Source organism: Nocardioides daedukensis (genome assembly GCF_013408415.1).
GTDB classification, from domain to species: domain Bacteria; phylum Actinomycetota; class Actinomycetes; order Propionibacteriales; family Nocardioidaceae; genus Nocardioides; species Nocardioides daedukensis.
Map to the genome: position 1 here is coordinate 2,449,921 of NZ_JACCAA010000001.1, position 12,222 is coordinate 2,462,142.

General features: G+C 70.3%; 9 protein-coding genes. 6 read left to right on the plus strand and 3 right to left on the minus strand.

The genetic code is table 11. From position 1 onward, the window contains the following. The first annotated feature begins 31 nt into the window (after positions 1 to 31). The 3 genes from BJ980_RS12140 to BJ980_RS12150 all read left to right on the plus strand — a co-directional run bounded on the left by BJ980_RS12140 (position 32) and on the right by BJ980_RS12150 (position 3,676). Complete coding sequence (locus BJ980_RS12140) at positions 32 to 889, plus strand: 2-phosphosulfolactate phosphatase (protein WP_179502530.1); 858 nt, start codon at positions 32 to 34, stop codon at positions 887 to 889. Positions 890 to 961: 72 nt separating this feature from the next. Further along, positions 962 to 1,456, plus strand: coding sequence for a thiol peroxidase (gene tpx, locus BJ980_RS12145; RefSeq protein ID WP_179502531.1), 495 nt, complete (start codon positions 962 to 964; stop codon positions 1,454 to 1,456). Positions 1,457 to 1,579: 123 nt separating this feature from the next. Continuing rightward, positions 1,580 to 3,676 carry a RecQ family ATP-dependent DNA helicase gene (locus BJ980_RS12150; protein WP_179502532.1) on the plus strand — a complete coding sequence of 699 codons (2,097 nt, stop codon included), beginning with the start codon at positions 1,580 to 1,582 and terminating at the stop codon, positions 3,674 to 3,676. Positions 3,677 to 3,807: 131 nt separating this feature from the next. Here the strand turns inward: BJ980_RS12150 and BJ980_RS12155 are convergent, their stop codons facing one another. Together BJ980_RS12155 and BJ980_RS12160 are read right to left on the minus strand one after the other, a co-directional pair. Continuing rightward, a complete protein-coding gene (locus tag BJ980_RS12155; protein WP_343047800.1) occupies positions 3,808 to 5,415 on the minus strand; it encodes a DHA2 family efflux MFS transporter permease subunit in 1,608 nt (535 codons plus the stop codon). Between the two features lie 114 nt (positions 5,416 to 5,529). Continuing rightward, entirely contained in the window at positions 5,530 to 6,018 is a 489-nt protein-coding gene (locus BJ980_RS12160; protein WP_179502533.1) for a glutathione peroxidase, read from the minus strand. Between the two features lie 103 nt (positions 6,019 to 6,121). Between BJ980_RS12160 and BJ980_RS12165 the strand changes: the two genes are divergently transcribed. From BJ980_RS12165 to BJ980_RS12175, 3 genes are read left to right on the plus strand one after another with little or no spacing between them, the layout of a single operon-like run. Then, positions 6,122 to 7,819: a BNR-4 repeat-containing protein gene (locus tag BJ980_RS12165; protein ID WP_179502534.1), complete on the plus strand. Its 1,698-nt coding sequence runs from the start codon at positions 6,122 to 6,124 to the stop codon at positions 7,817 to 7,819. Positions 7,820 to 7,854: 35 nt separating this feature from the next. Further along, positions 7,855 to 10,590, plus strand: a complete 2,736-nt coding sequence (locus tag BJ980_RS12170) for an SNF2-related protein (RefSeq protein ID WP_179502535.1) — start codon at positions 7,855 to 7,857, stop codon at positions 10,588 to 10,590. 50 nt (positions 10,591 to 10,640) lie between these two features. Then, positions 10,641 to 11,291 carry an SWIM zinc finger family protein gene (locus BJ980_RS12175; protein ID WP_246279964.1) on the plus strand — a complete coding sequence of 217 codons (651 nt, stop codon included), beginning with the start codon at positions 10,641 to 10,643 and terminating at the stop codon, positions 11,289 to 11,291. 10 nt (positions 11,292 to 11,301) lie between these two features. On the opposite strand, the gene BJ980_RS12180 is transcribed toward BJ980_RS12175, so the two are convergent. Further along, the gene (locus tag BJ980_RS12180; protein ID WP_179502536.1) at positions 11,302 to 12,222 is read right to left on the minus strand and encodes an MBL fold metallo-hydrolase; all 921 of its coding nucleotides are present in this window, start codon (positions 12,220 to 12,222) and stop codon (positions 11,302 to 11,304) included.

Sequence of the window (12,222 nt, forward strand, 5' to 3'; positions counted from 1 at the left end):
GTGGTCCTCGAGCCGCGCGAGCACTGAGCCGATGGACCCCGACACGTTCGACCCGGCGCACGGCCAGGGCGACTATCGGGTCCGGATGGACTGGGGACCGACCGGCGCGGCGGCGACGAGTGCGTCGTACGCCGTGGTGGTCGACGTGCTCTCCTTCACCACCACCGTCTCGGTGGCCCTGGACCAGGGCATCGAGGTGTTTCCCTACCGGTGGCGGGACAAGGGTGCGGCGGCCCATGCGATGCGGCACGGGGCGACCCTGGCCGTGGGCCGGTTCGAGGCGCTCGGCCTCGAGGGTCGCCACGTCTCCCTCTCACCGGCGTCGCTGCGCGAGTCCCACGACTTGGAGCGGCTGGTGCTGCCGAGCCCGAACGGGTCCTCGATCTGCTTCGAGCTGGCCAGCCCCGGCGCCGATCCGCAGCCGGGGCGCCGCGCAGGCAGTGCCGCCCGGATCGACGGCGGGCCGGAGCCGGCCACGGTGCTGGCCGCCTCCCTGCGCAACCGGCACGCGGTCGCGCAGTGGCTGGCCAGGCAGTTCTTCCGCGCCGGCCAGCTGGAGCACCGCCCGAGCGTGAGCGTGATCGCGGCCGGGGAGCGTTGGGCCGACGGTTCGCTGCGCCCGTGCGTGGAGGACCTGTGGGGCGCCGGATCGGTGATCGCCGCACTGGTCGACCTCGGGGTGGAGGGCCTCTCTCCCGAAGCGGGTGCGGCCGAGCAGGCGTTCCGGGCCGCCGAGCCGGAACTTGCGACCCTGCTCGCCGGCTGTGCGGGCGGTCGCGAGCTCGCCGACAAGGGGTTCGCCGCCGACGTCGCGGTCGCCGCCGAGCTGGACGCGAGCAGCGTCGTACCGCTGCTGGCCGGTGAGTCCTTCACCGACGCCGAGGCCTGAGCGAGCCGGAAGAGGCAGACCACAGCGTGACCCGGGCTGACGAGGGTTGCCCGCTCCGTGTAGGAATGGGGCATGGCTACCACTGCACTCAAGGGCAACACCGTGAACACGGTCGGCGAACTTCCGGCCGTCGGCGCCGAGGCGCCGTCCTATGACCTGGTCGGCGAGGGTCTCTCCTCGCTCACCGCGGCCGACGCAACCGGCCGCACGGTCCTCAACATTTTCCCGTCCGTCGACACCGGCATCTGTGCCGCCAGCGTGCGCAAGTTCAACGAGCTCGCCGCCGGCCTCGAGAACACCACGGTGATCAACGTGTCCAAGGACCTGCCGTTCGCCCAGGCCCGCTTCTGCGGCGCCGAGGGCATCGAGAACGTGAAGGTCGGCTCGGCCTTCCGCTCCTCGTTCGGTGAGGACTACGGCATCACCCTGGCCGACGGCCCGATGGCCGGCCTCCTCGGCCGCGCCGTGGTCGTCGTGGACGCCGACGGCAAGGTGCTGCACAGCCAGCTGGTTCCCGAGATCACCACGGAGCCCGACTACGACGCCGCGATCGCTGCGCTCGGCTGACCCACGCTTTCTCGAAGGACCCCGGCTCCGGCCGGGGTCCTTCGTGCATTCGGGGTTCTTCGTGCGCCGGGGCCCTGTGGAGGGGGCAGGGCTGTTGTCGCCCCACGCTGATAGACATGCGCCATGGGCTCTCCCGCAACCACAGACGACGTACGCCGCTCCGCCCGCGACGCCGCCGAGCAGCACCTCAAGGCGCTGGTCGGCCGTGACGACGCGCAGCTGCGCGAGGACCAGTGGACCGCGATCGAGGCACTGGCCGTGGACAAGCGCCGCGCGCTGGTGGTGCAGAAGACCGGCTGGGGGAAGTCGGCGGTCTACTTCGTCGCGACAGCCCTGCTGAGGGCCGAGGGCTCCGGACCGACGGTGATCGTGTCGCCGCTGCTGGCCCTGATGCGCAACCAGATCCAGGCCGCCGAGCGGGCCGGCATCCACGCGGTGACCATCAACTCCACCAACATCGAGGACTGGAGCCGGATCGAGGAGCAGATCGCTGCAGGGCAGGTCGACGTGCTGCTGGTCAGCCCTGAGCGACTGAACAACCCCGGCTTCCGTGACGACGTGCTACCCCGACTGGCGGCGACCACCGGACTGCTCGTGGTGGACGAGGCGCACTGCATCTCCGACTGGGGCCACGACTTCCGTCCCGACTACCGCCGGATCCGCACCATGCTCGACGACCTGCGCCCGGGCATCCCGGTGCTGGCCACCACCGCGACCGCCAACGAGCGGGTCACCCTCGACGTCGCCGAGCAGCTCGGCCAGGACGTCCTGGTCCAACGGGGCTCGCTGGACCGCGAGTCCCTGCACCTGGCCGTGGTCCGGCTCAAGACTGCCGAGCAGCGGATCGGCTGGCTGGCCGACCACCTCGGTGAGCTCGACGGCTCCGGGATCATCTATTGCCTCACCGTCGCGCAGACCCAGGAGATCGCTGCGTTCCTGCGGGCGCGTGGTCACACGGTGGCGGCCTACTCCGGCCAGACCGAGACCACCGAGCGCGAGGCCCTTGAGGCTGACCTCAGCACCGGCCGGGTCAAGGCGCTGGTGGCGACCTCGGCGCTCGGGATGGGCTTCGACGCGACCCTCGGCTTCGTGATCAACGTGGGCGCCCCGTCCTCGCCGGTGGCCTACTACCAACAGGTCGGCCGTGCCGGTCGTGGCACGTCGCGGGCCGACGTGGTGCTGCTGCCCGCGATCGAGGACCGCGACATCTGGAAATACTTCGCCTCGCTCGCGTTCCCGCCCGAGCAGCAGGTGCGCCAGGTGCTGGAAGCGCTCTCGGCCGCGGACCGGCCGATGGGCACGCCCGCTCTGGAGACGTTCGTCGATCTGGGCCGTTCCCGGCTCGAGATGATGCTGAAGGTGCTCGACGTCGACGGCGCCGTGCAGCGGGTCAAGGGTGGCTGGGTCGCCACCGGCGAGCCGTGGTCCTATGACGAGGACCGCTATCGCCGCGTCGCCGAGGCGCGCGAGAGCGAGCAGCAGGCGATGCTGGACTACCTGGCCACCGACACCTGCCGGATGCGCTTCCTGCGCCACCAGCTCGACGACGAGGTCGAGGTCGACTGCGGGCGCTGCGACAACTGCGGTGGCGTGAGCTTCTCCGACCAGGTCTCGGAGGCCTCGCTGGGTGAGGCGCACGAGCAGCTCACCCGACCCGGTGTCGAGCTCGCCGCGCGCAAGATGTGGCCGACCGCGCTCACCAACCTGGGCATCGACCTGAAGGGCAAGATCGCCGAGGCCCCCGCGACCGGCCGGGCGGTCGCCCGGATGACCGATCTGGGCCACGGCCAGGCACTGCGAGACCTCTTCCGCGACACCACCCCGGACGGGCCGGTGCCGGTTCCGTTGGTCCGTGCGGTGATCACCGTCCTCGAGCAGTGGCGACCGAACGCGGTCGGCATCGTCCACGTGGAGTCCCAGCGCCGCGGCCAACTCACCGCAGACTTCGCCGACGGGCTCTCGCGCTATCTCAAGATCCCGGTGGTGGGCCGGTTCGCGATCGTGGACCCGAGCATCGAACCGGGTCAGGGTGCGGCCAACTCCGCGCAGCGGGTGGCCGCGGTGCTGCGCCGCTACGAGTTGCAGGGCGACATCCCGGCCGGTCCGGTGCTCCTGCTCGACGACCTGGTCGACACCGGCTGGACGATGACGGTTGCCGCACGGGCGCTCAGGGCCGCCGGTGCCAGCGAGGTCCTGCCGCTGGCGTTGGGCACCCGGTGAGGTGAGCCCGCGGAGGTGGGCCCGTGAGGTGAATCCGGCGTGAGCAGCGCCGGGGTCCAAATGCACAGCGGGTGGGATCACAGTCATCGGACTGTGATCCCACCCGCTGCGTGTGCCGGGTCAGGCGTTGATCAGTGCGCCATCAGGACGGCCGGGTCGACCGGCTCCTCCGGGGGCTTGCGCGGCAGGAAGAACGCCGGGATCAGCACGCAACCGACGAGGACCGTGGCGACCACGAAGACCGTCGCGAACGACGACGCCATGTCGGCCGGGACCTGCGCCATCAGCGCCTGGAACTTCTCCGGGACGATGTCCCGCTCGGCCAGGAACGCCAGGAAGCGATCCGTGCCGCCGGCGATGTCCTTCTCGCCCACGCCGGCCTCGTCGAGGTCACGGGCGAGCTTCACCGAGGCATGGCTCTGCATCTCGTTGGTGAGGATCACCGAGAACAGGGCGGTGCCGATCGAGGCGGCGACCTGCTGGGTGATGTTCAGCAGGGTCGAGCCACGTGCGGTGTTGTGCGCGGTGAGCGTGGCCAGCGCCGAGCTCATGATCGGCATCATCGTCGATCCCATGCCCAGGCCCATCACGAAGAGCGAGCCGAGGATGTAGGCGTACGACGTGTTCTCGTCGACCATGGTGAACATCCCCATGCCGAGGGTGACCAGCAGGATGCCGACCAGCACCACCTTGCCGGGGCCCCTCTTGTCGGCCAGGAGGCCGGCGATCGGCATGGTGATCATCGCGCCCACGCCCTGCGGGGCGAGCAGCAGACCGGCCTTGAGCGCGGTCTCACCGCGCACCTGCTGGAAGTAGAGCGGGAACAGCAGGCTGGCACCGAAGAACGCGATCGCGAAGAGCATCATCGCGATCACTGCCACGGTCAGGTTGCGGTTGACGAACAGGCGCAGCTCGATCAGCGGGTGCTTGTTCTTGACGCTCAGCGCCCAGGGCACGAAGGCGACGATCAGCAACAGGCCGATGATCGCGGGTGCGAGCACCTCCGCGTGCCACAGTGAGCCGTGCTCGGGGATCGAGGAGACACCGTAGAGGAACGCTGCCAGACCGGGGGAGAGCAGGATCATGCCCAGCCAGTCGAAGGTCTCCGAGGGCTCGACGTTGTCCTTGGGCAGGACCAGGAATGCGTAGACGAAACCGATCAGGCCGATCGGCAGGTTGATCAGGAAGATCCAGTGCCACGAGGCGACGTCGATCAGCCAGCCGCCGAGGATCGGGCCGAAGATCGGGCCGAGGAGCATCGGGATGCCCATGATCGCCATCACTCGGCCGACCCGGTGCGGGCCCGCGGCGTGGGTCAGGATGGTCATGCCAAGCGGCATCAGCATGCCGCCGCCGAGGCCCTGCAGCACGCGATAGATCACCAGCTGGTCCAGCCCGGTGGCGGTCGCACAGAGCACTGATCCCGCGGTGAACAGGCCGACCGCGATCAGGTAGAGCCGCTTGGTGCCGAACCGGTCGGCAGCCCAACCGGTCAACGGGATCACCGAGGCCAGGGCCAGGGTGTAGCCGGTCATCGTCCAGGCGACCTCGGCCGAGGTCGCGTTGAAGTCGTTCTGGAAGGTCTCGAGCGCGACGGAGACGACGGTGATGTCGAGGATCGACATGATGCCGCCGAGGACGACGACCCCGGCGACCATCAGGACTGATCTGTCCAGCTTTTCGTCATCGGGCGCACTGCCGGTGGGCCGGCCCGGTTCTGCGGTAGTTGTATTTGGCACCCGCAGAGCCTAGAGAATCAACCCACCCCGGCGCACCCTACTTTCGACTAGCGCGAGTGTGTCCTGCCCCACCGTCAGCCCACAATCAGCCCACAGCCAGCCCACCGGGACCGGTCAGCCGACCAGGGTCTTCACCGCATCGACGATCTGGGGGTCGTCGGGGGTCACCGCCGGACGGAAGCGGGAGATCACGGTGCCGTCTCCGGCGATCAGGAACTTCTCGAAGTTCCACTGCACGTCACCCGCCTCACCGTCCTGATCGGGCGTGGCGACCAGCTCGGCATAGATCTCGTGGGCGTCGTCTCCGTTGACCTCGATCTTCTCGGTCATCGGGAAGCTCACCCCATAGCTGGCGGAGCAGAACTCGGCGATCTCCTCCGCGGTGCCGGGCTCCTGGCCCATGAACTGGTTGCAGGGCAGGCCGACGACGGTGAAGCCGCGGTCGGCGTACTCCTCGTGCAACTGCTCCAGGGCGGTGTATTGCGGGGTGAGGCCACACTTGGAGGCGACGTTGACCAGCAGGGCGGGCTTGCCACCGGTGATCTCGCCGAGCGTTGCCGGGGTGCCGTCGAGGCGGGCGATGGACATGTCGAGGATGCTCATGCAGCGAGCATAGGGAAGTGCCCGAAGCGCCATGCTTGGATCCGGGCCCGGTGGGTCGCCTGGTGACGTAGGGTGCGGTGCGACTCACTTGGGGGGTTCACACATGCGCACGAAGCGATCCGGAATCGTCCTGACCCTGGCCACCGTGCTGGCCGTGACGTTGCTCGATGTCGGCGGCACCGCGAACGCGGACCCGCAGGGCGACGAACCCCCGACGATGGCGGAGAAGAAACTCGCCGAGGAGCTCTCCTCCGAGTCGTTGCAGACCGAGGAACAGCCGGTCCAGGAGATCGAGCAGCTCTCCGCCGCACGCAAGGCTGCGGCCGCCAAGGAAGTGCGACTGACCAGCAACGGCGCCTGGTCCTGGTACATGGACCCTCGCGTCTTGGAGAGCAGCCGGGCCACCTATCTCGGCTATGTGGCCCGCAGCGGCTCGGTGATGCTGACCTCGGTGCGCCACTCCGACGCCCTGATGACCACGACCACGCTGCGCGCACGCCAGGAGCGCGATGACCACAACGCGCCGGCCCTGGTCCAGACACCGGGCCGCAAGATCGTCGCGTTCTGGGCGGGCCACGCGTTGGCTCCGGTGCGCTACCGGATCTCCCGGGGCGCCGACGACATCTCGGCAATGAGCGCGACCAGGAGCCTGAAGGGCTCGGGCCTGGAGAACGCCCCGGCGACCTATGTCCAGGCCTTCTACCTGCGCGGCTCCGGGCGGCCCTACCACCTGCTCACCCGGCGTGACTCGGACCGGATGTGGATGCTCACCACGAGCAAGGACCTGCGCACCTGGAGCAAGGCCGTCGAGGTGATCAAGCGGCCCAGCTGGAACGTCGACACCTGGCCCTACGTCGAGGCGACCTCTGATGGGTGGCGCCGGATCCACCTGACGATGACCGACGGACACCCCTCCAACGACGTGGACACCTCGCTGTTCCACATGTACTACCGCACCGACGACCACACCCTGCGTCGCAGCAGCGGCTCGGTGATCACCACGCTGAGTGCCACCCGGCAACGCCCGGCCAACCCGCGCCTGGGCACCACGATCTACAACGGACGCAGCATCGACGGACGGGTCCGGGTCTATGACGTGGCGCTGGCCGACGGCCGGCCCGCCGTCGTGTTCACCACGATCGACCGCAGCGTCTCGGCGCGGACCTACACCCACAAGTGGTCCCGGCTGGGCTACGACGGACGGTGGAAGACCTACACCCTGGCTCGGCGCCGGGGATCGCCGCGTGGGTTGGCGATCGACAGCGGGGACGGCTACAAGGTCCACCTGGTCAACGGTGTCGGCGGCGACGACCAGGTGCACGAGCTGAACACGCCCGACCACGGACGCACCTGGACCGCGACGCCGATCTCGGGCGCGGCCTCCGACCTGCGCAACCCGACCAGTCCGTGGGGTGCAGCGCAGAAGTTCAGCGTGTTGTGGATGAAGGGGCGCTACGACGGGTTCCGCGACTTCCGCACCGGGATCCGGGGCAGCACCACCGGCCACATCCCGATCACGCTCGGGTTGAGCGTGCCCAGTGATTGGCGCCGTACCGGCCGGGTCACCGGCATCGCCCGGCAAGGCATCGGTGGCCCCCGGGAGGCGTGGCTGAAGGTCTGGCTGCTGGTCAAGGAGCCGGGCGGGAAGCAGCGCTGGGTGCGCTCGGCGACGACCTCGAGCACCGGCCGGGTCAGCGTCCCGGTCAACCGGTTCTACAAGCGGGGCACCACGCTCCGGCTCTACACGAGCGGCGACGCGGAGCGCGGAGCGGCGTACTCCTCGGTCTTCACCGTGCGCTGAATGGGGTTGTCGCAGGGCCGGGCTAGGTTCACAGGGTGAGTTTCATCCCCGTCACCGGCCCGGCCACCTTCCATCCCGCCAGCCCGGCCGGGGAGAGCGTGGTCGAGTTCAGCGACGAACGGCGCACGGTGAGCCTGCCGATCCGCGCAGCCCTGCCCACGCTGACCAAGTCCCGCGGCCGCGACGACGTCCACCCGACGGTGTCGTTGCTCAGTGGCGCCGCACTGATGGGCATGCAGTTCGTCGCCGACGGCAAGCTCGAGCCGTCGCCCGAGGCGGGCTGGCGGATCACGCCGCTCTCCCGGGAGGACACCGAACGGGTGGTCCTGCTCGCCCGCTCGCCCGCACACGCCGAGGTCGACGACGCCGAGACCATGGTGCGCGGGATGCTCGACGCCGTCGCGGACGCTCTGCCCCGCTCGGCGCCGTCGGCCGTACGTCGTCCCGCCGCGGCCCCGCTGCGGCGCGGTGGCCGGTCCGAGAGGTTGGCGTCGAAACCGTTCTCGGCCAGCCTGCAGTCGCGGCTCGCCAAGCACCTCGAGCCGGACGACCGGCCGCACCTGGTCACCCTGAGCCTGCGGATGGAGGCCGACGAGGGCGAGCTGCTCGGCGGCTGCGTGCGGCTGGTGCTCCAGGTGCACGACGAGCTGAACCGACTGCACTTCGCCGAGGCCGCCCTGCTGTGGACCGAGTCCGGCCCCGATGCGGCGCACGGCTTCGGTGACCGGGCGCGGATGCATGCCACGATCGCGCTCCGCGCCGCCGCGCAGGCGTGGCCGGTGCTGGAGCGGCTGCTCGAGCTGGAGGTGCCCGACGAGATCACCCTCGACGCCGTCGAGCTGGCCTCCCTGCTCGATGACGGGGTCGAGGCACTGCGCGGGTGCGGCGTGGACGTGCTGTGGCCCAGGAGCCTGCAGGGAGCGCTGACCAGCGACGCCGTGCTCGACGCGTCCTCGGCCAAGGAGCGTGCGCGCGGCTCGAAGCAGGAGGAGCCCCTGGTCGACGGCCTCTTCGGCACCGAGGGCCTGTTCTCGTTCAAGTGGCAGCTCGCCATCAACGGCGATCCCCTCACCGAGGACGAGATGGAGCAGCTGGCCAGCGCGACGCGGCCGATCATCCGGCTGCGGGACAACTGGATCCTGATCGACACCGACACGGCCCGGCGCGCCAAGAAGCGCCTGATCCGCACCGTCAAGCCGGCCCAAGCGCTGGCCGCGACCCTGACCGGCGTGGTCGAGGTCGCCGAGCAGGACACCAAGGTCATCGTCGGCGCCAGCCTGCTCAAGGTCCGCGAACAGCTGAGGACCGCGGCGACGCGGGAGCCGATGGCCGTTCCGGCCGCCTTGCAGGCCCAGCTGCGCGACTACCAGAAGCACGGACTGACCTGGCTGGCCGAGATGACGTCACTGGGACTGGGGTGCTGCCTGGCCGACGACATGGGCCTGGGCAAGACCATCACCGTGATCGCCCTGCACCTGCACCGGCTCGAGGCCGGGCTGACCTCCGGACGGCCGACGCTGGTGGTCTGTCCCGCCTCCCTTCTGGGCAACTGGGAGGCCGAGATCCGGCGGTTCGCCCCCGGCACCCCGGTCCGTCGCTTCCACGGCAACCAGCGCTCGCTCGAGGACCTGGGCCCCGGCTTCGTGCTGACCACCTACGGCACGATGCGCTCGGATGCGGCCTCCGCAGGCGCCCATGCGCTGAAGTCGATCACCTGGGACCTGGTCGTGGCCGACGAGGCGCAGCACATCAAGAACCCGGCATCCTCCACGGCCAAGGCGCTGCGGACCATCGAGGCGCACGCCAGGATCGCGCTCTCGGGCACCCCGGTGGAGAACAACCTGACCGAGCTGTGGGCGATCCTGGACTGGGCGGTGCCAGGTCTGCTGGGCTCGCGCAACGCGTTCCGCAAGGTGTGGGCGGCGCCGATCGAGTCCGGTCACTGGCCGGCGAAGGCGAGCCAGTTCGCCGACCTGATCGAGCCGTTCCTGCTGCGCCGACGCAAGTCGGACCCGGGGATCGCACCGGAGCTGCCGGCCAAGACCGAGACCGACCACCCGCTGGCACTGACCCGCGAGCAGACCGTGCTCTACGAGACCCTGGTGCGTGAGTCGATGGAGCGCATCGAGCGGGCCGACGAGCACGCCCGCCGCGGCCTGGTGCTCGCACTGCTGACGGGGCTGAAGCAGATCTGCAACCACCCTGCGCACTACCTCAAGCAGGGCGGCGGCCGGCTGGCCGGCCGCTCGGAGAAGCTGGACCTGCTCGACGAGCTGCTCGGCACGGTCTTGGCGGAGGACGGCGCGGTCCTGGTCTTCACCCAATACGTCGCGATGGCCCGGCTGCTCTCCGAGCACCTGGTCACCGCCGGGGTGGACCACCAGCTCCTGCACGGCGGCACCCCGGTCCGTGAGCGCGAGGCGATGGTGGCCTCCTTCCAGGCCGGCGAGGTGCCGGTCTTCCTGCTCTCGCTCAAGGCCGGCGGCACCGGGCTCAACCTGACCGCCGCCGACCACGTCGTCCACTTCGACCGGTGGTGGAACCCGGCGGTCGAGGAACAGGCCACCGACCGTGCCTACCGGATCGGCCAGACCCGACCGGTGCAGGTGCACCGGCTGATCACCCAGGGCACCATCGAGGAACGCATCGCCGAGCTGCTCACCCGCAAGCGCGCGATCGCCGACTCGGTGCTGGCTCGCGGCGAGGCCGGCCTGACCGAGCTCGACGACTCCGAGCTCCGTGACCTGGTGACGCTGCGACGGAGAGACTGATGGGTGCGGTGACCCATCCCCGGTTCGCGCCCCGGCGCGGATCGAGACCGATGCCGTGGTGGAGCAAGGCGTGGTCGCGCGCCGTCGAGGAGGCGGCGTACCACCAGGACGAGCTGCGCACCGGGCGGGCGTTGGCCCGCCGCGGTGCGGTCGGCTCGATCACCGTGGGATCGGGCTCGCTGGTCGCCGCGGTCACCGAGGGTGACGACGCCTGGACGGTGCAGGTCACCGTCCCGGTGCTGGGCGAGGAGGCGATCGCGATCCTGGTCGAGTTGGTGGCCGCCGAGTCGGGACGCATCGCCGAGCTGGCGGCGGGCCAGCTGCCGCACCAGCTGATCGAGGACGCGGAGGACTCCGGCGTCGAGCTGTTGCCCTACGGCTCCGAGCTGGCTGCCGAGTGCTCGTGCCAAGCCTGGGCGCAACCGTGCGTGCACGGCCTCGCGGTGCTGACCCAGTTCACCTGGCTGATCAATGACGACCCGTTCCAGCTGCTGCTCCTGCGTGGTCTCGCCAAGGAGACGCTACTGGCGCGACTGCATCGGCGCTCCGTGGCGGCGGCAGGCCCATCCGCAGACGCAGGCGCAGCTGGGGAGGGGGCCGAGGACGAGGCCGACGTGGACGCGGCGTACGACGCTGCGGTGCGCGCGGCCCGGATCCTCCAGGTGATCGAGTCCGGCGGGGACCCGGACCACCTGTTCTGAGCCGGGCCGGTCAGGACAGGCCGCGCCAGGGGTCCTCGCGGCGCCACAGCGTCGGGAAGTGCAGCTGGACGCCGTCACGCCGGGCGTGGTCGTCGAGCAGACGCATCGTCCGGTCGAGGTCGTCGCCCGCGAAGGGCAGCGCCCGCAACGGCCGGTCGAGCGGACGGAAGAAGTCGTCCCAGTGGATCAGCACGACGCGCTTCGCGCCCACGGCGCGCACCGTCTCGTTCCAGAACGTCGCGATGTAGTCCTCGCTCTGCACCCCGAGCTGGCCGACGCCGAGATAGACGACGTCGGCGTGGTGTCCCGCCAGCGCGCCGGGCACGAATCCGGCGCTGCCCTGCACCAGGACCGAGGGGCCGGACTGGTGCGCGACGATGATCGACCAGGCCTCGCCGCACTTGTAGGCAGCCGCGCGGGCCGGCGTACGCACCGGCTCGGTGATCGTCCCCGGATAGCGGTCCGGCGGGCAGTGGCTGCTCTCGACGTGGGTGATCGTGAAGTCGCCGTACGTCGTGGGCACGCCCGGGGTGACCACCGTGAGGCGATTCTCGGCGAGCCCGTGCCCGCGGCCGATGTTGGCCGTCGAGGTGCCGCCGACCAGCTGCGCGCCGGTCCGCTCGGCCACGACCGCCGAGTCCATCGCGTGGTCAAAGTGGCTGTGCACGGGCAGCACCGCGTCCGCCCGGTCCACGTCCATGTGGTTGAGCGCGGCATCGATCCTGGCGTCGTCGACCTGGAGCCTGCCCAGGGCGACCTTGGCCAGGGAGGGCCGGGAGAAGAACCCGTCGGTGAGCAGCGAGGTGGTGGTGTCGGTGATCAGCAGGGTGGAGACGCCGAGGAAGGTGATCGACAGGTTCCCGTGCGCGACCGGGACGTCGAAGCGGTCGCCATAGGCGTTGATGTCGGGACGTCCCAGGCGAAGGCGCAT

Bases quoted from the DNA above. Each gene is read 5' to 3' on its own strand.
- BJ980_RS12175 (WP_246279964.1), top strand. From the start codon at position 10,641: ATGCCGTGGTGGAGCAAGGCGTGGTCGCGCGCCGTCGAGGAGGCGGCG.
- BJ980_RS12140 (WP_179502530.1), top strand. From the start codon at position 32: ATGGACCCCGACACGTTCGACCCGGCGCACGGCCAGGGCGACTATCGG.
- tpx (WP_179502531.1), top strand. From the start codon at position 962: ATGGCTACCACTGCACTCAAGGGCAACACCGTGAACACGGTCGGCGAA.
- BJ980_RS12160 (WP_179502533.1), bottom strand. From the start codon at position 6,018: ATGAGCATCCTCGACATGTCCATCGCCCGCCTCGACGGCACCCCGGCA.
- BJ980_RS12165 (WP_179502534.1), top strand. From the start codon at position 6,122: ATGCGCACGAAGCGATCCGGAATCGTCCTGACCCTGGCCACCGTGCTG.
- BJ980_RS12150 (WP_179502532.1), top strand. From the start codon at position 1,580: ATGGGCTCTCCCGCAACCACAGACGACGTACGCCGCTCCGCCCGCGAC.
- BJ980_RS12180 (WP_179502536.1), bottom strand. From the start codon at position 12,222: ATGCGCCTTCGCCTGGGACGTCCCGACATCAACGCCTATGGCGACCGC.